We start from the raw sequence: 21614 nt of genomic DNA on the forward strand, positions 1-21614 counted from the left end.
AGCAGTGAAGACCGAAAGTCACACTGCTCCCGACTGACAGCCTGTCAGCGAGACGTTATGCCTTGCCTTCGTATTGATCGTCCCTGACCTTTTCCAGCCAGGTGACCGGGCTGCCATCGATGGATTCCTGAATGGCAATGTGGGTCATCGCCACGTCAGGTGATGCGCCATGCCAGTGTTTTTCTCCGGCCGGAAACCAGACAACATCGCCGGGCCGAATCTCTTCGATGGGTCCGCCTTCGCGCTGAACGCGACCAAATCCGGCTGTTACGATCAGGGTTTGTCCGGCAGGATGTGTGTGCCAGGCCGTACGGGCACCGGGTTCAAAGGTCACGGCAGCACCGCTGGTACGCCCCGGCTCTTCAGCGGTGAAAAGAGGATCGATGCGAACGGTTCCCGTAAAGTAGTCTTCCGGTCCCGGTACGGATGACTGAGTGCCGATGCGATTGATTTGCATAACGTCCTCCAGAAAAAATGCAGTTGCCATCCAAAGTGATAGCATCCTTAGGTTAGCAGCAAGATCGGAATTGATAAGAAAACTGTTCAGGCAGCACCTATGAAGGGAACTCATGAATGCTAAGAGAGAACATGACCGGACTGGTCGCCTTCGCCACCATCGCCAGGGCAGGAACCTTTACCAGAGCCGCAGCGCAGCTGGGTGTCTCACAGTCAGCCCTTAGCCATACCGTACGAGACCTCGAAGAACGCCTGGGTATCAAGGTATTGGCGCGCACAACCCGCAAGGTGGCTCCGACCGTTGAAGGGCAGCGTCTTCTGGATCGCGTCGTCCCCATGCTGGACGAAATCGAGAACGAGCTCTGGTCGGTCATCGATACGCGGGAAAAACCGATGGGCAATTTCCGTATTACGACTACCGACTATGCCGCTGATATGCTGCTCTGGCCGAAGCTCCGCCCGGTACTTCAAAAATACCCGGATATCCACGTCGAGCTGGTCACGGATTATCAATTGACGGATATCGTTGAGTCGCAGTTTGATGCCGGTGTCAGACTTGGCGAGCAAGTCAGTGAAGGCATGATCGCGGTTCGCATCGGCCCCGATTTCGCAATGCGTGCCGTCGGCTCACCCGGCTATTTTGCTGCCAATGGGAAACCCGCCACCCCTCAGGAGCTGACGCAGCACCGGTGCATCAACCTCCGATTGCCGACGCATGGCGGGCTTTATGCGTGGGAATTCGAAAAGGATGGCAGAGAGGTCCGGGTCAAGGTACAGGGGCAATTAACCTTCAATACGATCGAGCCCGTTCTCAAGGCCGCCATTGATGGCTATGGCATCGGTTATGTGCCGGATGGTCTGGCGGCTCCCGCGATTGCTTCCGGAGAACTCGAGGCTGTTCTTGAAGAGTGGTCACCGCCCTTTACAGGTTATTTCCTCTACTATCCGCATCGTCGGCAGTCCTCCCCTGCCTTCTCGATTCTCGTTGATGCCCTGAGTCATGCCTGACCAGTCGACTCGCCACCTGCTCAGGGCATGACGTTCCTGCAAGGCTTCAACATCGCAGCACATACCTGTTCTGCCAGCCCATGTTGAAATATAACTTAATACTTAAATTTCATGAGCTTGCCTCATGTGTGTTTTCAGCTCGTTGAAATGGTGTTGAGGGAAAAGCTGTGCAAGGGTTGATAAACGAGTCTGTCTCCCAGACTCGCTTTTTGCATACCTCATGACCCATAAAGCCAGCAAATTACGGATAAACAAGAGGCTGACACAATGAAAGCAAGGAATCTTATCGCAGCAGCAGGCCTGACAATGGTGGCAGGCATGGCGCATGCTGAAAGCACACAAATCACCTCGACTCAGGATCGCGATACTGTGGTTGGCAGCAGCGATCTATTTGTCGGCAACGCCCTGATCAATCCGCTGTTTGACAGCAACGATGTCCGCCATACCACAGGTGGTGAAGTGACCTTCGCGCCGGGTGCCCGCTCCAACTGGCACACCCACCCTGCCGGTCAGACGCTGGTCGTCACGGATGGTGTCGGCTGGATACAGGAAGAAGGCGGTGAGAAGCACGTCATCAAGGCCGGCGACGTTATCTGGACGCCACCGGGCGTCAAGCACTGGCATGGCGCCTCCGACACCCACTCCATGACGCATATTGCCATTCAGGACAAGGCTGACGGCAGTGCTGTTGAATGGATGGAGCCTGTCAGCGACGAACAGTACGACGACTGATCGAAACGTTGTGACTTGCGACACCTCGTGCTGAATCAGCAGGTGTCGCCTTTTCGAGTCTGCTGACTGCCAAGAGGAATGAAGACATGCGTCCCGTGTATCTGTGGTTTGTTCCACTACTGGGTATTCTGACGGCCTGTAGTCAGATGCCTGAATCCCGATCTCCCAGAGATTTCTCTCCTGCGCCCAGCGAGTCAGAAATGAATCGCGTGTCACCGGCCTTTGCTCACTACACCAATGACATGGTCATCGGTGATCTGTGGCATCGTGCCGGTCTGAGCGCCAGGGATCGCAGTATGGTCACCCTGTCAGCGCTGATCACTCAGCAGCAGGTTGCCGAACTGCCCTACCATTTCAACCTGGCTCTGGATAACGGTGTGACGCCCAATGAACTGTCCGAGATGATCACTCATCTTGCGTTCTATACAGGCTGGGGCAATGCCACCGCAGCCGTTGCGATCCTGAGTGATGTCTTCGAGGCTCGCGGGATCGATAACTCGTCATCGCCCGCCATACCGGAGCAGCGGCTACCGTTGGATGAAGAAGCAGAAGCAAACCGTCAGAAGCTGGTCGACGAGCGCTTTGGCAATGTGTCGCCGGGCGTGGTCAACTACACCACTGATGCACTTTTTCTGGATCTATGGCTGCGTCCGGGGCTCGCTGCGCGGGATCGCAGCCTGATCACGGTCAGCGCCCTGGTGGCCGCCGGTCAGCCCGAACAGGTGACCTTCCACCTCAACCGGGCCATGGACAACGGACTATCGAAAGAAGCGGCTTCCGAGACGCTGACACAGCTGGCGTTCTACGCAGGTTGGCCCAGAGTCTTTTCTGCCATGCCGGTCTTCAAATCCGTGTTTGAATCCCGCGGCGTGCTCGAACAATAACCCTTTAATTAATTGTCGTGCTGATCAGGCCACGAAGCGTTTTATCGACGCTTCGTGGCCTTTTTATTGTGATGTCTTGCCATGTTTTAACGATCAGCCATTCCGCCAATCATTGGTCTCATTGACACTCACGTACTCATCAATTAAGTGAAATTAAAAACCTTAAGACCAAGGTCTTAATTATCGATACTAAAACTGCTAGTGAAATAAAACTGATCGAGACAAAAAGAATTATTCGCTTTAATCCAATTTTTTTGTGCCTTTAACTGCGCGGACGAATTCATGTCTCAAGGGGCACAATCATGGGTTTCAAATCGATTGCCATCGCCACAGCACTGATCCTTTCAAGCAGCATGTCTACTGCTGCTCTGGCGGACTATCCTGAAAAACGCATCGACATGATCGTCGGTTTCGCTGCAGGCGGAGGCACCGATGTCATGGCCCGTACCATTGGCCCTTATCTGGAAAAATACCTGGGTAACGACACCTCGGTTGTGGTCAAGAACATGCCGGGCGCCAGCGGTCAGATCGGTGTCACAGCGGTCGCTGAAGCCAGACCCGATGGCTACACGATCGGCACGTATAATCTACCCGGCACCATGGCGCGCACCCTTGATCGCGACGCCGATTATGACGCGGACAGTTTCACCTATCTGGCCAATGTCGTTAATGATCCCAATGTCATCGTGACCCCCAAAAACAGCGACATTGACACCATGGACAAGCTGGTCGAAGCCGCCCAGAAACGCCCCGGTGCCGTCACAGTCGCCATGTCGAGTCTCGGGGGAGATGACCACTTCTTTTTGCAAAAGCTCTCTGACGTCACCGATGCCGACTATACCGTTGTGCCCTTCTCCGGCTCGGCCCCTGCTCGAAGCGCCCTGATGGGCGGCCATGTCACGATGGGCATCATCAATGTTTCCGAGGTAGTCGCTTTTCGGGATGAGCTGAACGTGCTGGGCATTGCCTCCGAGGAGCGCTCCAGCCTGGCCGACGACATTCCCACCTTCAAGGAGCAGGGAGTCGACCTGGTCAACGGTGCACTTCGAGGGTTTGTGGCGCCTGCCAATCTGCCGGACAACGTCAAGGCAAAACTGCTGGATGCCTTCCAGAAAACCTACGATGACCCCGATTTCCAGCAGGCCATGCGCCGCTCGGGCAACCCGACCGAGCTGGCGCTGGGTGACGATTTCAAATCACTCAATGCCGAGCAGCTGGAACTGGCCAAACGCATCTGGGAAACGCATCCCTGGAAGTAGACCTGCGCCAGCCGTAGCGATTAATGCTGACGCATGACGCCCACCGCAGGACAGCCGCGATATTCCACCCGGGACACGCGGTTGTTCGAGCACCCTTCCTGAATGTTCACAGCCGGCACGTCATGCCTGGTTTTGAAGCGACTCCATGAGACACCTTCCATGAATAGTGAACCTACCAATACTGCCGCCGAACGCTCGGGTGGTATCGATCCGGACCTGATCGCCGGCGTGGTCATCGTACTCGGTGCCGGCGTGCTGTTGACCCGAACCACGGACATGCCGGGCATGACGGCATTGCTGCCGGTCACCATGCTGTCGGCGCTGATCATACTGGGAATATTGATGATCGGACGCTGCGCACTACGCCACCGGCGCCGGACCACCGCATCGATCAAGGTCTTTGATAACGCCAAGCGTTTTGTCGGCATTATCGCAGCGATTGCGATTTATGTTGCCGCCGTGGCGCTGCTGGGTTTCTACACCACCACGGCCGTAATGATTCCGGTCGTTGCCTGGTGTTTCGGCTATCGCAGCCTCAAGGGCGTGCTGCTTGCCGATCTGATCTTTACCGGTGGCATCGCGATCGTCTTCGTGCTGCTGATGGGGCAGGAGTTGCCCACCGAATTCTTCCTGCGCTAACGAGGACTTACCATGTACGGCAATCTAATTGACGCACTACCGTCCGTGCTGTCTTTGGGCAACCTGCTGGCCGTCGTCATCGGCGTTGTTGCCGGCATCTGCGTTGGCGCCCTGCCCGGCCTCAGCGCCACCATGGCCATCTCGGTATTGATACCCTTTACCTTTGGCATGGACCCGCTGGTGGCACTGGGCATGATGGCGGGCATCTACAACGGCGCCATGTACGGCGGTTCCATTCCTGCGGTGCTGCTGCGTATCCCCGGGACACCAGCCGCGGTGGCGACCAGTTTCGATGGTTATCCAATGGCTCAACAGGGCCGGGGCGGCTACGCCCTGCAGGTCGCCGTGGTCTCTTCCGCGCTGGGCGGTATCGTCTCGGCACTGGTGTTGATGCTGCTGGCACCGCCGCTGGCAAAGGTCACCCTGCTTTTCGGGCCGACCGAAATTTTCTGGGTGGCCGTCTTTGGTATGTCGGCGATCGTTTTTCTGCTCGGCGGTGATGTCCTCAAGGGGCTGATCAGTGCTGCCTTCGGTGTCTTCGTATCGCTGGTGGGCGCCGACACCATCACAGGTGCTGAACGCTACACCTTCGGCCATCTGGAACTGCTCGACGGTATCAATATCGTGGTGCTGCTGGTGGGACTCTATGCCCTGCCGCCGGCCATCGGCCTGCTCGAGGAAGTGCGTGATTTCGATACAGAAAACACGGGCCGTCTTAACACCACCAGCATCTGGAAAGCGATTCCCGGCATGCTGAAATACTGGAAGACGTGGGTGCGCTCTTCGATCATTGGTGTGTTCGTTGGCATTCTGCCGGGCGCCGGCGGCTCGATGGCAGCCTTTCTCAGTTACAACGAAGCGCGCCGCGCCTCCAAAAACCCCGAGGAATGGGGCAAGGGCGAACCTGAAGGGGTTGCCGCCTCCGAGACCTCCAATAATGCCGATACGGCAGCAGCCCTGATTCCAGCGCTGACCCTGGGTATCCCCGGGACAGCAGTGGCGGCGGTCATGCTCGGCGGACTGCTGATTCATGGCCTCCAGCCCGGGCCCATGCTCTTTCGTGACAACCCGGAGATCGTCTTCGGCTTCATGTGGCAATTCCTGTTTGCCGCCGTGCTGCTGATCTTTCTCGGCGGTGCTCTGGCCACCAACAGCTTCGCTCAGGTGCTGCGTCTGCCGCGGCCGCTGCTGGGGGCGATTATCATCTCTCTGGTATTTATCGGCGTGTACTCGATCAACGGACGCATGTTCGACGTCTACCTGATGCTCGGCTTTGGACTGATCGGCTATTTCATGGACAAGCTGAAATTCCCGCTACCGCCAGTGGTACTGGGGCTGATTCTGGGTGGATTTGCCGAGCAGAATCTGCGTCTGGCCCTGCGCATCGGCGGCGGTGACTGGGGGATTCTGGCGAGCAGTCCGACCGCCAAAATTCTGATTGGCATGATTCTGCTGGTGGTTCTGATGCCCCTCTTTTCGCGCCTGCGCAGATCACGCAAGGCGAACCGGGTGGCCGGCTGATGACGCCCCACGCCCCGATCCGCGAAGCCTGGCTGGCACTGGCCGATGAGCCAGTGCTGGACCCTGCGCAGCCGATTCTCGATGCCCATCATCATTTATGGGACCGCACCGGGAGTCGCTATCGCACCGAGGCATTTCTCGAGGATGCGGGGTGTGGTCATGACGTACGTGCCAGCCTGTACGTACAGTGCCGAACCGGCTATCGAACCTCGGGCCCCGAATCGCTTCAGCCGCTTGGCGAAGTCGACACGATTCTTGAGTGGAGTGCCAGCGCGCCGAATCACCCTGTCGGCATCGTCGCCTTCGCCGATCTGATGATGGGGCATGAAGTTCGCAACACGCTTGATGCCCTGCTTGAGCTGGCACCCGACCGGGTGTGTGGCATTCGTAATACCACCGCTTACCATCCTGATCCCGCAGTACGTTCCAACCCACAACCAGCACGGGATGGCCTGCTGCGCTCGGAGGCCTTTCGCCAGGGGGCCGCGGAAGTGGCCCGGGCAGGGCTGGTGCTGGATGTATGGGCCTACCAGACACAGCTTCATGAGATCGAGGCACTGGCCCGCCAGCTCCCCGAATTGACGATCGTCATTGATCACTGCGGCGGCCCGCTTGGCGTTGGGCCGTTTCGTCACAGAACCCCCGCCGATTTCGCGGCCTGGCGCGCAGGCATCGAAACGCTGGCAGCGCTGCCCAATACGCGTCTCAAGATTGGCGGATTCGGCCTCGCCGTCTTCGGTAACGACTATCACCAACAGGCAGTGCCGCCACTTTCCCGGCAGCTCGCAACGGACTGGTCGCCCTGGTTTGAGGTCTGTCTCGAAGCCTTTGGTGCCGATCGCTGCATGCTTGAGAGCAACTTCCCGGTCGACAAGGGCATGTTCTCCTATGTCGCGCTGTGGAATGCCTTCAAGCGATTGACCCGAGCACTGAGCCAGAAAGAGCGCGATCAGCTGTTCTGGAAAACGGCCGCCAGCACTTATCGCGTAGCGTTCGACGAACGCACCACACCCCATGGTGTGTCATGACCGCCGCGAGGCAGCGGTTCGGTCATCAGTGACGATGACCACACCGATGCTGCAGACGACAACGATGCTGCAAACAACAACGAGGAATCACGTCATGTTCAAGATGATTCGCCGGACGCTGGTCATTTCAGCCATCACCCTGTCGGCACAGGCCATGGCAACCCTGAGCAATCCGGCATTCGCCGACTACCCCGACAAGCCCATTGAGGTGATTGTCGGCTATTCCGCTGGCGGGGGGACCGACGTGCTTGCCCGCGTGGTCGGCAAGTATCTGGAACAGGCGCTGGGGGACGATGCCAGTGTCGTGGTCAAGAACCAGCCCGGCGCCGGTGGCCAGATCGGTTTTACCAGCGTTGCTGCCGCCAGAGCCGACGGTCATACGCTCGGCACGTTCAATCTGCCGGCCGCCATGGCGCTGACCTACGACCGCCAGGCGGCCTACGATGTCGATAGCTTCGATTATCTCGCCAATGTGGTGCACGACCCTAACACGCTGGTCGTCAGCCAGAACTCGCCCTATCACAGCCTGAAAGCGCTGATCCAGGCGGCGAAGGAAAAGCCCGGAAGCCTTGGCATGGCACTGTCGGCCCTGGGTGGTAATGATCATTTCAGCGCTCTGCTGCTGGCCGCCGCTGCCGATACCGAGTTCAACCTGATTCCCTTCAATGGCGCCTCGATGGCACGTACCGCCCTGCTCGGCGGGCATGTCGCAGCGGGCACCATGGCCTTGAGCCAGACCATCGGCTTTGAAGACGAACTGCGTGTACTCGCCGTGCTCGACGACGAACGCTCTTCCTTCGCGCCGGAGGTACCGACGGCCAAAGAGCAGGGATACGACGTCGAGATGGGCTCCTACCGCGGCTTTGTCGCGCCTCATGGATTGCCGGAAGATATCCGGTCTCGTCTCGAAGCGGCCTTCAGGGCACTGGCCGACAACAAGGCACTGCACGACGAGCTGGCAGCCCAGGGCAATACGCTGGATATCGTGGTGGGAGATGACTACCGCGAGCTGGCCGAATCCCAGTCAGACATTGCCGCCCAACTGTGGGAAAACCACCCATGGAAATGAACGCAGGGTGTGTTACCGGGTCCCGCTCACATGAACACGCCGAATTCGCCGGAAAGCTCTGCCAGCTTGTTGTGCATGGCCACCAGCAGTTCGGACTTGGCCGAATTGGCACGCCGCACCGTACCAATCTGACGATAGACCTGAGGACGGCCAAACGGCAGCTTGAGCATGTCACGACCATTCTCGCGCACCGCAATATCAGGCACCACCGCTGCCCCCAGACCCGCGGCCACACACTCGACGATCGCCGGGATGGTGTCGATCTCGGCGATATGTCTGACCTTGACCTCCTGATGGGTCAGTTCGTTGTTGATCAATGCCGCCAGAGGCACATCGCTGGCGAAATGCACAAAGGGCAGACTTTCCAGCAATTCTCTAACCGGTCTGGCCGGCGTACCGGGTGGCGCAATAAACACCAGCGGCTCACGCAGGAAGGGAGACCAGGAAAGATTGCGCGAGACGCCGGCATGCTCGGCCACCACCGCCAGATCCAGACGCCCGGCGTTGACGTCGCTGAGCAGCGCCGACGACATCCCCACACGCAGATCGACATGAAGCTCGGGAAACTCATGCCTCAGGGCCACGATGGCGCGTGGCAAAAGGCCAATGGTGCTGGTGCGAACCGAACCGATGCTGAGCGAACTGGACACACTGCTGCCTTTCAGCGAGGCCCGGGTTTCCTCGACCAGGCCGAGAATCTTTTTGGCCGTTTCCAGCAGTTGCAGCCCCTGAAGGTTCAGGCTTGGCGGCCGCGTCTCCCGGTTGAATAGCGGCGTATCAAGCTCCTGCTCCAGCGCCAGCATCTGCTGGCTGACGGCAGAGGGGGTCAGGCTGACTTCACGCGCCGCGCGGGCAAAGGTGCCGTGCTCTGAAATTGCCATCAGGGTACGTAGCTGACGCGTATCCATAAATCACCCACAAATGAAGTTTTGTTTCACAAAAAAGGAAATATTAGTCGCTTTAATACAGTAAAACTACCTGTATTCTAGTCAAATATTTCAATGTTCAGCTTGCCGCGTCTTGTGGTCTGCGGCAGTCAAAGGGAGAGCCCCGAGTTGGCCAAACAACCCGTCATACTTGTCACCGGCCCTTATCTGGCAGAAGAAGCCCGTCAACACGCCGAGGCCGCCGGCTATACCGTATCCCATACCCCTTCATATCCAACGCCGGATGTTCTCGTGGAGCACATTCAACGTCTGGACCCGGTGGGTGTTGTGGCCCGCATGGGTCAGTTCGGTGCTGAAGCGATGGCCGTCGGACGCTCACTGAAGGTCGTCTCCAAACATGGCGCCGGTGTTGACAATATTGACGTCGAGGCAGCCACTCGGCATGGCGTTCAGGTCATTCGCGCCGCCGGTGGCAATGCCGTCTCGGTGGCAGAGCATGCCGTGGCCCTGATGTTCGCGACAGTCAAGCGCCTGCTACCGCTGGATGGCGGCATGCGTCAGGGCCGCTGGGAAAAAGCGGAGTTTCTCGGCCGAGAACTCTCCGGCATGCGTCTGGGACTGGTCGGGGGGGGAGCCATCGCTGCCGCCGTTGCCAGAATCGTACAGGGCATGGGACTGGAGGTCGCTGTCTATGATCCTTACGCCTCGACAGAATCCATTACGGCTCTCGGCGCTCAACATATCGAGGATATCGAGACGCTGCTGGCCCGCTCCGACATTGTCAGCCTGCACTGCCCTCTGACCGACGCCAATGCTCATCTGCTCAATGCCAAAACGCTGGCTCTGATGCCCGAAAACAGTTACGTCGTGAATACCTCACGCGGCGGATTGATTGATGAGAAAGCGTTGATGGCGGCACTGGAAAGCGGCCACATCGCCGGCGCCGGGCTGGACACCTTTGAGCGCGAACCTCCAGAAGGCATCAATCCACTGGCCGCTTCCGAGCGCGTCATTCTGACCCCCCATATCGCAGGCGTTACCGAAGAGGCCGGTACACGCGTCGGCGTTCTGGCCGTCAGCGGGATCGTTGACTTCATTGCCGGAAAGGCCCTGCCGCCGGCTCGTCTGGTCAACAGCACTGCGGAAACCACCTGCTTGTAATTCCTGTTTTTCCTACACATCGGCCAGTCGCACTGGCCGTCCAAATGGAGTATTGCCATGTCTATCGGCAACCGAGTTCTCAAGCGTCAGCGTCAGGTTGATGCCTCCGTGGTCGAGGCCTTTGCGGCGCTTCCCGTCGCCGTCGTCAGCGATAGCATGTCCCGTGTGTTTGCCGGAGGCAGCAACCTTCGTCCCATGCACCGGGAGGGCGCACTGGCAGGGGTAGCCTTGACCGTACGGACGCGTCCAGGGGACAACCTGATGCTGCACAAGGCCATCGATATGGCCGAACCCGGCGATGTGATTGTCTGCGACGCTGGCGGTGACACGACCAATGCCCTGATGGGTGAGCTGATGCTGGCCTATGCCGTGAAAAAAGGCGTTGCCGGCTTCGTGCTCAACGGTGCCCTCCGCGATCTCGATGGTTTCCGCGAGACCAATCTGCCGACCTTTGCTGCCGGCGTCACCCACCGTGGTCCGTACAAGAATGGGCCGGGCGAAATCAACACGCCCATCAGCCTGGGGGGCATGGTCATCGAGCCGGGCGATCTGATTATCGGCGACAGTGATGGCATGCTTTGTGTGCCTTATAACGACGCCGAGACGGTACTGAAAGCCGCTCAGGCGAAACAGGCCGCTGAAGAGAAGCAAATGGCCGCCATTCATGCCGGCGAAAATGATCGAAGCTGGGTAGATGCCGCGTTGACATCAACGGGCTGCGAGTTCGAATAAACGTATCGATCTCTTGTTAAAAACGCTCGATCAACAGGTTTTTTCTGATGGTCAAAATGATGCCCGACATGGTCATGACGGGCATCGTTTTCGCGCGCGCATCAAAAAAATTACTTCAAGCCACTGAATTTAAAATAAAAAATAGACCAAGGTGGAATGATGAAAAAGACCATCAGCACGTAAAATCATCTGCCTCGGACAATGAATCAGTCTCATAACTATCGATAAAAAGCCTTCCCGGCACTGCTTTATTTTTCATGCTTTCAAGCAAATAACGACATTACTGTCACGCCCCTTTTGTTTTGTTTTATCGGGAGAGCCTCGATGCCTGCGCTTCGAAGTCGTTGGCTTTATCTTTTCAGCGCCCTGCTCATGGTGCTGTCCTTTTCTGTCTGGTCAAGTGATTACCCGACTCGCCCCATCACGCTGGTCGTTCCCTACGGGGCCGGCGGCACCACCGATATTTCGGCTCGACAGCTCGCCAGACTCGCAGAGCCCCTGCTGGGCCAGCCCGTGGTCATCGAGAACCGTCCCGGTGGCGGCGGCGTCAATGCCATGCGCACGGTGTCCCGTGCCGCCCCGGATGGCTATACCCTGATCGCCACCACGTCTTCTCCCTCCTTTGTGGCGCCCGCACTGCGCGATACAGGCTACGATCCCATCAGGGACTTCACACCGATTCTGAACTACTCCGGGCCCTGGCATGGAGTACTGGTGGGTGCCGATAGCCCCTATCACAGTCTGGAAGAGCTGCTTGACGCCGCTCGCAGCGGCTCGCGCCTTACCTACGCCACAGCCGGTGCCCTGAGTGGCGCACGCCTGGCCTTTACCCAGCTGGGGCGCCAAACCGGTGCGAAGCTGCAGCATGTGCCGTTTGACGGGGCCTCAGGTGCTACAGCTGCCCTGCTGGGTCATCATGTCGACATCGCACTGGTTCCGGCCTATCGCGACCTGGTCAACAACGGCCAGCTGGGCCTGCTGGCGGTTCTGGACGATCAACCTGACCCGGACTTCCCAAGGGTACCCACGCTTGAGCAGTCAGGACATGACATTCAATTTCCCTCCATCGTGGCTCTGATGGTGCCCCACGGCGTCAGTGCCGAGCGTGCCGAAACGCTACGCTCGGCTTTTCGCGAGGCGGCTTCTTCACCGGAATTTGCCGCGGTAATGAAAAAGCTCAATCAGCCAGTGAGATTGCTCCCCGGTGACGAGGTCGAAGCCGTCATCAGGAAGAATCTGGCTGCCTATCATCAACTGGCCGAGACGCTGAAGCGATGACCACCAACAGGGATGCTTCTTCCCGACAGGGAACTTCGCGATACGGGCTCCAGAGCTGGATCTGTATCGGGTTATTGATCGTTGCCGTCACCGGGCTTGTGACTCTGCACGATCAGGTCACGGTATTCGATTTTGGCGATCCCGGACCGGATGCCAGATTCTTTCCACGACTGGTGCTATGGCTGCTGACACTGGGCGCATTACTTCGCCTGTGGCGCTATCGAAGGACACCGGAGACGGCCATCGGTGATCGATCAGGCTGGTTACGCGTGATCCTTGTCATGACGCTGATGGGCGTGGCCGTGGCGACCATGAACGTGCTGGGATTCGTGGTGACCGTGGCCGCGACAGGCATCTTTCTGGCATGGCTTCTGGGGGAGCGACACTGGTTGTTCAACCCGGTGTTGCCCATCGCCGTCACCATGGCCATTGCTTGGGCAGGTCGACACATGCTCAACCTGCCACTTCCCTGAGGCGGCCATCTCCCCTTTTCAGAGATTATCCGAGAGATATTGTCCATGCTTCTGGATGCCTTCCATGCCCTGCTTGATATCTGGGTACTGATCGCCGCCCTGAGTGGTGTCGCCGTCGGTATCGTGATCGGCGCGATTCCCGGTCTGGGCCCGACACTGGCCATTGCCCTGTTGATCCCGGTCACCTTTACCATGCCGCCCATTCCTTCTCTTATTCTGCTATTGGGCGTCTATCAGGGGGCGATCTTTGGTGGCTCGATTTCCGCCATTCTGCTCAATGTTCCCGGAACACCCTCCTCGGCTGCCACCGCCCTGGATGGTCACGCCATGGCGCGCCAGGGACGCGCCGGCGAGGCACTGCGTGTTGCGCTCTACGCCAGTGTGTTCGGCAATATTTTCAGCTGTCTGGTGCTGATCGTACTGGCCCAGCCACTGGCCTCGCTGGCACTCGATTTTGGACCGGCACAGATGACCGCCCTGATGGCCTTCGCACTGATCATCATCGTGCTGTTCAGCGGCGGCTCGATTCTTGATGCTGCATTGATGACGCTGGTCGGCGTCGCTGCCGGCATCGTCGGGCTGGACCCGATCGAGGGACTGCCCCGCTTTACCTTTGGCAGTTTTGCAGCCGAAGACGGCCTCGCGCTGATTCCGGTTCTGATCGGTCTTTTCGCGATGTCCGAAGTATTTCTGCAGGTCTTTGCCGGCAGACGCACGACGCCCCCGGCAGCAGATGTTGGCCCGCTCTCGGGTGATGGCACTTCCAACCGGCCGGTTGGCTGGCTCACGCTGTGGAAGATGCGCGTGACGCTGATAGTGTCATCAACGATTGGCACCTTTATCGGCATTCTGCCCGGAATCGGTTCGACGGTTCCGGCCTTTGTCAGCTACAACCTTGCCCGCTCCCGCTCATCCCATCAGGCGCGCTTCGGGCAGGGAGAGCCAGAGGGCGTTGCCGCCCCCGAGGCGGCCAACAATGCAGTGACCGGTGGCGCACTGGTCCCGATGCTATCGCTCGGCATTCCCGGTGATGCCGTCACGGCTGTCATTCTGGGGGCGTTCATGCTGCAGGGGCTGACGCCCGGGCCTTTCCTGTTCCAGCAGCATGGCGTCGAGGTCTATGCCATTTTCGAGGCCCTGATTCTGCTCTCGATTCCCTGCGTACTGTTTGGCCTGGCCATGTTTCGAGGGGCAGTGCACATCATCAGAATCCGCCCCAGGCATTTGTTCCCGGTCATCGCCATTCTGGCGATTTTCGGTGCCTTCTCGGTCAATAACAGCCTTTTCGATGTGGCGGTCATGCTCGGCGCGGGCGTGATCGGCTTCGTGTTACGCCGGGCAGGCTTCCCACTACCGCCTCTGCTGATCGGACTGATTCTTGGGCCACCGCTGGAACAGAGCCTGCGTCAGGCGCTTCTGACCAGTGCCGGCAGCGCCGATATCTTTTTCCGGTCACCGATCGCAATGGGACTTTTTGCCGTCACGTTACTCTGCGCGCTGGGCGTGATGTTCAAGCGTTATCGACAAACGCACCGGAGAGACCAGGCATGAATCAGATATCAGACATCCTGCCGAGCTGTGACTGCCATATCCATGTTTTCGATCACGACAAGGCCTACGCTGACGCCAGATACCAGCCACCGCACAAGAATATCGATGACTTTATCAGCGAAGCAGCGGTTGCCAGCATTCGTCGTGCCGTACTGATACAGGCGTCCATCGACGGCACCGACAACCATTATCTGATCGACACCCTTCGTCAGGCACAAACAGCGCAGTCCCCTCTTGAGCTGAGAGGCGTTGTGATGATTGATGCGCACACCCCGGACCTTGAATCGATGGCCATGGCCGGTGTGCAGGGCATTCGCGTTCAGGATCGCACGCGGCTGGGCCAGCATGATCTGAAAGGATTGCCACAACTGGCAGCCCGGGCAGCCAACGTGGACTGGCATGTAGAACTCAACACCGAACCTGAACGCTACAACGCGCTGGAGGCGCTGTTGCCGGCTCTCCCCGAGGGGCAATCCATAGTGCTGGATCACTTCGGGCATGTAACGCCGGGCCACCCGGAACAGCTGGCCGGCCTTTACCATCTGCTCGATACCGGGCGAATCTGGATCAAGCTCGCGCCCACACGCGTCAGCCGCCATGTTGGCCGTTATGACGATCTCGGCGAGCTGACCCGCCAGCTCGCCGAGCGCTACACCGAGCGCTGCCTCTGGGGCAGCGACTGGCCGCATGTCATGACCGCTGCCCCTCTCCCCGAATCCACCGACATGCTCGGGTTTCTTGAACGCACCCTCTCCAAAGCGCAGCGCCAGGCCTGCCTTCATGACAATCCGACGAGGCTTTATCGGTTCTGACCGCTACACCTTGTCGCTTTCAATCATTTATCTATTGCGGTCGGTGTCGTTTCGAGGGACGTCGACCGCGAATTTCAGCCCGCACCCCTGCCTGTATCATGCGGTGACCCCGCCTGTCTTCATGATCTCATCGCGGTGCCACTGACCGCACTGGAGACGACCAAGGTCTCATCGACAAAACATTTATTTTCAAGAATTGGCGTAAAGTTTCCCTGCATCTTTAATGCAGAAAAACACGCTTTAGCGCGCCTCTATTTTAATGTTCACTCGACGTTCAAAAGGCCGTTTTTTTCAAGTAACGGCCGTGCCATGAAAGATATATCTTCGATGAAAGTAGAAGACATTGCTTCGTTCAATGCCGAAGCGCGTCTTTTTATTTCAGGGAAACAAACAAGTATTTAAAATTGAACACGAGGAAGTCCTGGTGAAAACAACAGTCAAGCACGCTCTATTATCCGGACTGATCATTGTCAGTACGGCAATGGCCGGCAATGTCATGGCCGATAACTGGACGGGTTATACCTATTCGTCGGTGTCCACTACCGCTGCGGTAAAGGGTATGGAGCGAATATCCGATCGTGTCGCGAAGGAAACGGATGATGATCTTTCAATCCGGCTTCACCTGGGCAAGACACTACAGATTTCTTCCAGTGATATCACACAGGCGACCGGTGATGGCATCGTTGATTTTGCTGCGGACCTTTTCTTTTCCGGCAACGTCCCCATCGCACGCATTCTCAATCTGCCACTGCTGATCAATAACGACGAAGAGTGGAACAAGGCCTACGCCGTCATGGCGCCTTACATGAAGGAAGGTTTTGCCGAGCAGGGGGTCACCTATCTGGGCAGCTATCGCTACCCGCAGCAAGTCATCTTCACCTCGTTCAGGATGAACTCACTGGACGATCTGGCCGATCACAAGATTCGCGTCACGTCACCGGAACAGGGTGCATTCGTCGAGGCCTTCGGGGGCTCACCGATTACACTTTCGGGCTCGGAAGTACCGACCGCCCTGGAGCGCGGCGTCATTGATGGTGTCCTGACCGCCAGCGCCGGCGGGGCCAAGAACTGGCATGAATTTCTACCCTACAACTATCGCCTGCCGGTCAACTACGCCAATAGCGCCATCATCGCCAATACCTCTGCCTATGAAGGCCTTGAGGACGCTACCCGCCAGACGCTGAATCGCATTGTCAGTGATGAAACCAAAAAGATTACCCAGGATTTCATCGCCGATGAGCAGGTTCAAAAGCAGAAGCAGGCCGATGCGGGAATGACGATCGTCGAAGCGGACCCGGCCGACATCCAGCGCGCCCAGGAAAGGATGGCACCATGGTGGCGCGAATGGGCCCAACAGGCGGGGCCGGAGCACGAAAAAGCGCTTGAAGCGGTTCTGAAAGCCCTTGGCAAGTAATCCCGGGAGCCCTTCATGAGTGACACACCCTCTACCCGAACCAGCGGGCCGGCGTCTGCCGGTTCGCTTTTCGACATGATTGCCACCGGCGTACGATTTGTCGCCGGTCTTGCGCTGATCGTTCTGGTTCTGCTGGTCAGCGCCGAAATCGTCTCACGCTTTTTCTTCAACCATTCACTGCGGGTCGTTGAAGAGCTGGCAGGCTATCTCGTGGTTGGACTGACGCTATTCGGTGCCAGCCTGGCCGTGAGAAAGAACAGTCTGTTTCAGGTCGGTTTCATTTTTGACGCCCTGCCTGGCGCCGTGAAACGGGTCATGGGGCTGGTCTATCTGGGGCTGTCACTGGCGATCTGCGCTGTGCTGATCTGGTACACCCTGCAGCTGGTACTGAGCTCCTTCAGTCGCGGTAACGTGGCGCCCACCTTCCTGATGACACCGCTCTGGATGCCTCAGCTGCTGATGCCCCTGGGACTGGCCTTCATCGCCATCTTCATCATCGAACGCATGATGCTCACACTTCGCCATGGAGAGACTGACTGATGGAGGCTCTGATCGCATTCGGCGTACTGCTGCTGTTGATCATCGGCGGACTGTGGGTTCAGTTTGCCGTTGGCGCTGCAGCATTGGCCTATCTGTGGCTGATCAAAGGCGTTGCCGGATGGAAAGCGCTGGGACTGGTCAGTTGGGGGGCCGCCAACAGCTTTACCCTGGCCGCCATTCCCCTGTTCATTCTGATGGCCGAAATTCTGCTGGCCAGTGGACTCAGTTCTCGACTCTATAACGGCATCGCACCGTTCATGCGCCGCCTGCCCGGCGGCCTTCTGCACACCAATATTGTCGGCAGCGGCGTTTTTGCAGCGGTGGCCGGCGGCAGCGCCCCAACGGCAGCAGCCATGTCGACAGTGGCATTACCCGCCCTGTCGGCACGTGGCTATAACCGTCGGTTCGTGGCCGGATCACTGGCGGCAGGCGGCACCCTGGGCATTCTGATTCCGCCCTCGATCACCATGATCATCTACGCCACCTTCACCGAGACCTCGATTGCCAAGCTTTTTGCCGCCGGTCTGGTCCCGGGCATCCTGCTGGGAGCCTGCTACAGCCTGTTCATCATCGCTCGTGCCCTGGCGAAACCCTCACTGGTGCCAAAGGATACTCAGCGACGCACGCTCGCCGACTACCTGCGGGCCGCCGCGGATGTGCTGCCCTTCACGATTCTGATCGTGTTCATTCTGGGCAGCATCTACGCCGGCATCGCCACCCCGACCGAGGCCGGGGCGCTGGGCGTTGTCGGCGCCGTAGCGATTTCGGCACTGTATCGCCGGCTCAATCTGGCGATGCTCAGGTCGGCACTGTCACGCACCCTGACCATGAGCGGCAACGTGCTGTTCATCGTTTTCATCTCGATGCTGTTCGCCTACGCCACGGCACTGTCCGGCGTCGGCGAGGCACTGGTCGATCGGGTGGCCGAGGCCGGCCTTTCGCAGGTATCGCTGCTTTTGATCCTGATGGTGGTGTTCGCCATTCTCGGCTGTTTCATGGAAGGCCTTGGCATGATCGCGATCATCGTCCCGGTTATCTTCCCGACCCTGATGGCAATGGGCGTCGATCCAGTCTGGTTCGGCGTGTTCGTGGTCATCCTGGTCGAGCTCGGCCAGCTGACACCGCCGCTCGGCGTGATTCTGTTTGTGGTGGCAAGCTCCGATGCGGACACCAAAGTCGAGGATGTGGTCATGGGCGTGCTGCCCTTCTTCGCCATTATCCTCGCGTTTCTCGTGCTGCTCATTGCGATGCCCGACATCGCATTGTGGCTTCCCCAACTGACTGCCGGAGGTTGACCCGTGGCCTTCCCCCACCCCGACCCGGTCCTGATCGAGGCCGAGGTCTTCACCACGCTTCCGGAGGCGCTGCGGCGCCCCGGCAAGCCCTCTGACTGGGCGACCAAAAACCGACGAGGGGCCCCCGTCGACAGCTTTATCGAGGGGCCTTCCTTCGATCGGGAGGGTCATCTGTGGTTCGTCGATATTCCGTTTGGTCGCATTCTGCGCGCCTCGCCGGATGGCGATGTAGAACAGATTGTCGAATACGATGGCCAGCCCAACGGACTCAAGATTGATGCCCGCGGGCGCATTTTCATTGCCGACTTCAAAAACGGCATCATGACGCTCGACCCGGATACCGGCAGCATCAGCACGGCACTGGGCGATGCCGATTCCGAAGGGTTCAAGGGCTGCAACGATCTGCACATCGGCCCGGACGGCGCGATCTATTTCACCGATCAGGGTCAGACCGGGCTTCATGACCCGAGCGGTCGCGTCTATCGCTGGACACCGGATGATGGCCGCCTGGAGTGTCTGATCGATACCGTTCCGAGCCCCAATGGCCTGGTACTGGATACCAGCGGCCACACGCTTTACGTCGCGGTCACGCGCGCCAATGCGGTCTGGCGGCTGCCGCTGTCGCCGAGCCAGCGGGTGGTCAAGGCCGGGTTTTTTCTGCAGTTTTCCGGCGGGCGTGCCGGGCCGGACGGCCTGGCGCTGACCCGGGACAACGGCGTCGTGGTCTGCCAGACCGGTATGGGGCTGGTGTGGGTCCATGACGCGCTCGGCATTCCGATCGCGGTGGTCAAATCGCCCAAAGGCTTGGGCACCACCAACTGCGCGTTCGGTGGCCCGGAGGGTCGAACGCTTTACATCACCGAGTCGGATTCCGGATCGATCCTTCGCGCCGAATTGCCTATGAGGGGCCACCCGATGGCGTCCGGCTGGGGCCAATAGTCGTTGTCAAGGAATGGGCCGGCCGATTATTCGCCCGGCCCTCTTGTCGAAAAAACACTCGGTCGCAGGGTCCGGACCGGCGTGTCATTCATCCCGTCTGGTTCACTGACCAGGCTCGCCCTATCTCCTGCACATCACGCACCATCCACCCCTACACATCACGCGCATACTTGCTGGTCTGACGGCGTGTTGAACGGGCACTTCTTCACTTATGAAGGCAACTACTAAGTCCTAGTGCCTCCATCCCCTTATCAAATGCCGGTGTCCGGTCTAGCCTTGACGTTATTGAACACTGCAAGGAGATATTTCGGATGAAGGATTATTTTGCCGACAAGGTGGCTCTCGTCACTGGCGCTGCCATGGGCATGGGGTTTGCCACTGCCAGAGCCTTCGCGGAAGAAGGCGCCAGAGTCGTGCTCTCCGATATCAGCCAGAGCGCCCTTGATGAAGCGGTCCAGACGCTCAAGCAGGAAGGCCACGACGTGACCGGTATTCTCTGCGATGTGTCAAGGGAAGATCAGGTGGCCAGCCTCGTCGAGCAGACCGTCGCCACCTACGGACGTCTTGATGCCGCTTTCAACAACGCGGGCGTTCAAAGCCTGGCTTCCGAAACGGCCGATGCCACCAGTGAAGAGTTCAACCGGGTCAACTCGATCAACCTGTTCGGCGTCTGGTGCTGCATGAAGTATGAACTCATGCAGATGCGCAAACAGGGCAGTGGCGCGATCGTCAACTGCTCCTCGCTCGGCGGCCTGGTCGGTCTGCCCGGCCGTTCGATCTATCACGGTACCAAACACGGCGTGGTCGGCATGACCAAGAGCACGGCGCTGGAGTATGCCTCTCAGGGTATCCGCGTCAACGCCGTCTGCCCCGGCACCATCGACACGCCCATGGTGCAGGAGATGGTCGACAGTGGCGATCTGCCGCTGGAAGACGTTCTGCGCGAGCAGCCGATCGGTCGTCTGGGCAAGCCCGAGGAGATCGCCTCGGCCGTGGTCTGGCTGTGCGGGCCGGGGTCCACGTTCGTCATCGGCCATTCACTGCCGGTCGATGGTGGTTTCACCGCCCACTAGGCTGAAACCCGGGGCATGCGTCAATCATGGCGTATGCCCGTGCAGACGAAAACGATTCATCCTTTTATTTGTCGGATATTGTCAGGAGAACCTCATGACTCAGGATATTCAGGGCAAGGTCGTCGTCATTACCGGCGGCAGCAGCGGACTCGGTGAGGCAACGGCCCGTCATCTGGCTGCGCATGGCGCCACTGTCGTGCTGGGCGCACGACGCATGGATCGCCTGCAAACCATCGTCGATGACATCCAGGCCAGTGGTGGCACGGCCATGGCGCAAAAGACCGATGTCACCCGTCAGGCCGATGTACAGGCACTGGTCGATACCGCCGTTTCCACTTATGGCAAGATCGATGTACTGCTCAACAACGCCGGTCTCATGCAGCAGTCCCCGCTCGAAAAGCTCAAGGTCGACGAGTGGGACAACATGATCGACATCAACATCAAGGGCACGCTCTACGGCGTCGCTGCTGCCCTGCCGCACATGAAGTCGCAGAAGTTCGGTCATGTGATCAATGTCTCGTCGGTGGCAGGTCACAAGGTCACCCCGGCAGGTACCGTCTACTGTGCGACCAAATATGCCGTTCGCGCGATCAGTGAAGGGTTCCGGCAGGAGGTCAAGGACTACAACCTGCGCTCGACCATCATTTCTCCCGGCGCGATCGATACCGAACTGCCAAGCCATATTACCGATCAGGAATCTTCCGAGGCCATCGGCGGTTTCTATGAGTCGGCAGCCATCCCCGCTGACTCCTTCGCACGCACGGTCTATTTCGCCATCACGCAGCCGGAAGACGTGGACATCAACGAAATACTCTATCGCCCGACGGCACAGCCTCTCTAACACCGGGGCATTCCTGAAGGGC

General features: G+C 58.6%; 23 protein-coding genes. 21 read left to right on the plus strand and 2 right to left on the minus strand.

Features of this window, described 5'->3' with window-relative positions; genetic code table 11:
* Nucleotides 1-55 precede the first annotated feature (55 nt).
* Entirely contained in the window at nucleotides 56-457 is a 402-nt protein-coding gene (locus BM079_RS01890; RefSeq protein ID WP_090130245.1) for a (R)-mandelonitrile lyase, read from the minus strand.
* A 131-nt stretch (nucleotides 458-588) separates the two neighbouring features.
* On the opposite strand from BM079_RS01890, the gene BM079_RS01895 reads away from it, so the two are divergent.
* The 8 genes from BM079_RS01895 (at nucleotide 589) to BM079_RS01930 (ending at nucleotide 8596) form a co-directional block, all read left to right on the plus strand.
* Nucleotides 589-1464, plus strand: a complete 876-nt coding sequence (locus BM079_RS01895) for a LysR family transcriptional regulator (RefSeq protein WP_090130247.1) — start codon at nucleotides 589-591, stop codon at nucleotides 1462-1464.
* Between the two features lie 267 nt (nucleotides 1465-1731).
* Complete coding sequence (locus BM079_RS01900; protein WP_090130249.1) at nucleotides 1732-2196, plus strand: (R)-mandelonitrile lyase; 465 nt, start codon at nucleotides 1732-1734, stop codon at nucleotides 2194-2196.
* A gap of 86 nt (nucleotides 2197-2282) precedes the next feature.
* Nucleotides 2283-3080, plus strand: a complete 798-nt coding sequence (locus BM079_RS01905) for a carboxymuconolactone decarboxylase family protein (protein ID WP_090130251.1) — start codon at nucleotides 2283-2285, stop codon at nucleotides 3078-3080.
* Between the two features lie 302 nt (nucleotides 3081-3382).
* Nucleotides 3383-4339, plus strand: coding sequence for a Bug family tripartite tricarboxylate transporter substrate binding protein (locus tag BM079_RS01910; RefSeq protein ID WP_090130254.1), 957 nt, complete (start codon nucleotides 3383-3385; stop codon nucleotides 4337-4339).
* A gap of 159 nt (nucleotides 4340-4498) precedes the next feature.
* On the plus strand, nucleotides 4499-4978 hold the full coding sequence (locus BM079_RS01915) for a tripartite tricarboxylate transporter TctB family protein (protein ID WP_175489559.1): 480 nt from the start codon (nucleotides 4499-4501) through the stop codon (nucleotides 4976-4978).
* A 12-nt stretch (nucleotides 4979-4990) separates the two neighbouring features.
* On the plus strand, nucleotides 4991-6499 hold the full coding sequence (locus BM079_RS01920) for a tripartite tricarboxylate transporter permease (RefSeq protein WP_090130259.1): 1509 nt from the start codon (nucleotides 4991-4993) through the stop codon (nucleotides 6497-6499).
* Nucleotides 6499-7527 carry an amidohydrolase family protein gene (locus BM079_RS01925; RefSeq protein ID WP_090130261.1) on the plus strand — a complete coding sequence of 343 codons (1029 nt, stop codon included), beginning with the start codon at nucleotides 6499-6501 and terminating at the stop codon, nucleotides 7525-7527. Before BM079_RS01920 ends, BM079_RS01925 begins: the two co-directional genes overlap by 1 nt.
* A 94-nt stretch (nucleotides 7528-7621) precedes the next feature.
* On the plus strand, nucleotides 7622-8596 hold the full coding sequence (locus BM079_RS01930) for a tripartite tricarboxylate transporter substrate binding protein (protein WP_090130263.1): 975 nt from the start codon (nucleotides 7622-7624) through the stop codon (nucleotides 8594-8596).
* Between the two features lie 26 nt (nucleotides 8597-8622).
* On the opposite strand, the gene BM079_RS01935 is transcribed toward BM079_RS01930, so the two are convergent.
* Nucleotides 8623-9504, minus strand: a complete 882-nt coding sequence (locus BM079_RS01935) for a LysR family transcriptional regulator (protein WP_090130266.1) — start codon at nucleotides 9502-9504, stop codon at nucleotides 8623-8625.
* A 147-nt stretch (nucleotides 9505-9651) separates the two neighbouring features.
* On the opposite strand from BM079_RS01935, the gene BM079_RS01940 reads away from it, so the two are divergent.
* From BM079_RS01940 to BM079_RS01995, 13 genes are all read left to right on the plus strand, one after another.
* On the plus strand, nucleotides 9652-10644 hold the full coding sequence (locus BM079_RS01940; protein WP_245742786.1) for a hydroxyacid dehydrogenase: 993 nt from the start codon (nucleotides 9652-9654) through the stop codon (nucleotides 10642-10644).
* Between the two features lie 57 nt (nucleotides 10645-10701).
* Nucleotides 10702-11376, plus strand: coding sequence for an RraA family protein (locus BM079_RS01945; RefSeq protein WP_175489560.1), 675 nt, complete (start codon nucleotides 10702-10704; stop codon nucleotides 11374-11376).
* A 324-nt stretch (nucleotides 11377-11700) separates the two neighbouring features.
* Nucleotides 11701-12654: a tripartite tricarboxylate transporter substrate binding protein gene (locus tag BM079_RS01950; RefSeq protein ID WP_090130272.1), complete on the plus strand. Its 954-nt coding sequence runs from the start codon at nucleotides 11701-11703 to the stop codon at nucleotides 12652-12654.
* A complete protein-coding gene (locus tag BM079_RS01955) occupies nucleotides 12651-13127 on the plus strand; it encodes a tripartite tricarboxylate transporter TctB family protein (protein WP_090130274.1) in 477 nt (158 codons plus the stop codon). Before BM079_RS01950 ends, BM079_RS01955 begins: the two co-directional genes overlap by 4 nt.
* Before the next feature lie 45 nt (nucleotides 13128-13172).
* Complete coding sequence (locus tag BM079_RS01960; protein WP_090130276.1) at nucleotides 13173-14678, plus strand: tripartite tricarboxylate transporter permease; 1506 nt, start codon at nucleotides 13173-13175, stop codon at nucleotides 14676-14678.
* Nucleotides 14675-15490 (plus strand): amidohydrolase family protein, encoded by an 816-nt coding sequence (locus tag BM079_RS01965; RefSeq protein ID WP_090130277.1) that lies wholly within the window; start codon nucleotides 14675-14677, stop codon nucleotides 15488-15490. Before BM079_RS01960 ends, BM079_RS01965 begins: the two co-directional genes overlap by 4 nt.
* Nucleotides 15491-15625: 135 nt before the next feature.
* Nucleotides 15626-15892, plus strand: coding sequence for a hypothetical protein (locus BM079_RS16545; protein ID WP_139215235.1), 267 nt, complete (start codon nucleotides 15626-15628; stop codon nucleotides 15890-15892).
* Nucleotides 15893-15914: 22 nt separating this feature from the next.
* A complete protein-coding gene (gene dctP, locus BM079_RS01970) occupies nucleotides 15915-16904 on the plus strand; it encodes a TRAP transporter substrate-binding protein DctP (protein ID WP_245742787.1) in 990 nt (329 codons plus the stop codon).
* A 15-nt stretch (nucleotides 16905-16919) separates the two neighbouring features.
* Nucleotides 16920-17444, plus strand: coding sequence for a TRAP transporter small permease (locus tag BM079_RS01975; protein ID WP_090130280.1), 525 nt, complete (start codon nucleotides 16920-16922; stop codon nucleotides 17442-17444).
* Nucleotides 17444-18739 (plus strand): TRAP transporter large permease, encoded by a 1296-nt coding sequence (locus tag BM079_RS01980; RefSeq protein ID WP_090130282.1) that lies wholly within the window; start codon nucleotides 17444-17446, stop codon nucleotides 18737-18739. The genes BM079_RS01975 and BM079_RS01980 overlap by 1 nt, the downstream gene beginning before the upstream one ends.
* 3 nt (nucleotides 18740-18742) lie before the next feature.
* A complete protein-coding gene (locus BM079_RS01985; RefSeq protein ID WP_090130284.1) occupies nucleotides 18743-19678 on the plus strand; it encodes an SMP-30/gluconolactonase/LRE family protein in 936 nt (311 codons plus the stop codon).
* 311 nt (nucleotides 19679-19989) lie between these two features.
* The gene (locus BM079_RS01990) at nucleotides 19990-20751 is read left to right on the plus strand and encodes a glucose 1-dehydrogenase (RefSeq protein WP_090130286.1); all 762 of its coding nucleotides are present in this window, start codon (nucleotides 19990-19992) and stop codon (nucleotides 20749-20751) included.
* Nucleotides 20752-20845: 94 nt separating this feature from the next.
* Nucleotides 20846-21592 carry an SDR family oxidoreductase gene (locus tag BM079_RS01995; protein ID WP_090130288.1) on the plus strand — a complete coding sequence of 249 codons (747 nt, stop codon included), beginning with the start codon at nucleotides 20846-20848 and terminating at the stop codon, nucleotides 21590-21592.
* The last annotated feature ends 22 nt before the right edge of the window (nucleotides 21593-21614 follow it).

Source organism: Kushneria avicenniae (assembly GCF_900112585.1).
In the GTDB taxonomy this organism is placed as follows: domain Bacteria; phylum Pseudomonadota; class Gammaproteobacteria; order Pseudomonadales; family Halomonadaceae; genus Kushneria; species Kushneria avicenniae.

Excerpts from the sequence above, each read along its gene's own strand:
- BM079_RS01890 (WP_090130245.1), bottom strand. The coding sequence starts at position 457 with ATGCAAATCAATCGCATCGGCACTCAGTCATCCGTACCGGGACCGGAA.
- BM079_RS01915 (WP_175489559.1), top strand. The coding sequence starts at position 4,499 with ATGAATAGTGAACCTACCAATACTGCCGCCGAACGCTCGGGTGGTATC.
- BM079_RS01910 (WP_090130254.1), top strand. The coding sequence starts at position 3,383 with ATGGGTTTCAAATCGATTGCCATCGCCACAGCACTGATCCTTTCAAGC.
- BM079_RS01980 (WP_090130282.1), top strand. The coding sequence starts at position 17,444 with ATGGAGGCTCTGATCGCATTCGGCGTACTGCTGCTGTTGATCATCGGC.
- BM079_RS01900 (WP_090130249.1), top strand. The coding sequence starts at position 1,732 with ATGAAAGCAAGGAATCTTATCGCAGCAGCAGGCCTGACAATGGTGGCA.
- BM079_RS01990 (WP_090130286.1), top strand. The coding sequence starts at position 19,990 with ATGAAGGATTATTTTGCCGACAAGGTGGCTCTCGTCACTGGCGCTGCC.
- BM079_RS01905 (WP_090130251.1), top strand. The coding sequence starts at position 2,283 with ATGCGTCCCGTGTATCTGTGGTTTGTTCCACTACTGGGTATTCTGACG.
- BM079_RS01895 (WP_090130247.1), top strand. The coding sequence starts at position 589 with ATGACCGGACTGGTCGCCTTCGCCACCATCGCCAGGGCAGGAACCTTT.
- BM079_RS01945 (WP_175489560.1), top strand. The coding sequence starts at position 10,702 with ATGTCTATCGGCAACCGAGTTCTCAAGCGTCAGCGTCAGGTTGATGCC.
- BM079_RS01965 (WP_090130277.1), top strand. The coding sequence starts at position 14,675 with ATGAATCAGATATCAGACATCCTGCCGAGCTGTGACTGCCATATCCAT.
- BM079_RS01930 (WP_090130263.1), top strand. The coding sequence starts at position 7,622 with ATGTTCAAGATGATTCGCCGGACGCTGGTCATTTCAGCCATCACCCTG.
- BM079_RS01975 (WP_090130280.1), top strand. The coding sequence starts at position 16,920 with ATGAGTGACACACCCTCTACCCGAACCAGCGGGCCGGCGTCTGCCGGT.
- BM079_RS01995 (WP_090130288.1), top strand. The coding sequence starts at position 20,846 with ATGACTCAGGATATTCAGGGCAAGGTCGTCGTCATTACCGGCGGCAGC.
- BM079_RS01925 (WP_090130261.1), top strand. The coding sequence starts at position 6,499 with ATGACGCCCCACGCCCCGATCCGCGAAGCCTGGCTGGCACTGGCCGAT.
- BM079_RS01960 (WP_090130276.1), top strand. The coding sequence starts at position 13,173 with ATGCTTCTGGATGCCTTCCATGCCCTGCTTGATATCTGGGTACTGATC.
- BM079_RS01920 (WP_090130259.1), top strand. The coding sequence starts at position 4,991 with ATGTACGGCAATCTAATTGACGCACTACCGTCCGTGCTGTCTTTGGGC.
- BM079_RS01950 (WP_090130272.1), top strand. The coding sequence starts at position 11,701 with ATGCCTGCGCTTCGAAGTCGTTGGCTTTATCTTTTCAGCGCCCTGCTC.
- BM079_RS01935 (WP_090130266.1), bottom strand. The coding sequence starts at position 9,504 with ATGGATACGCGTCAGCTACGTACCCTGATGGCAATTTCAGAGCACGGC.
- BM079_RS01955 (WP_090130274.1), top strand. The coding sequence starts at position 12,651 with ATGACCACCAACAGGGATGCTTCTTCCCGACAGGGAACTTCGCGATAC.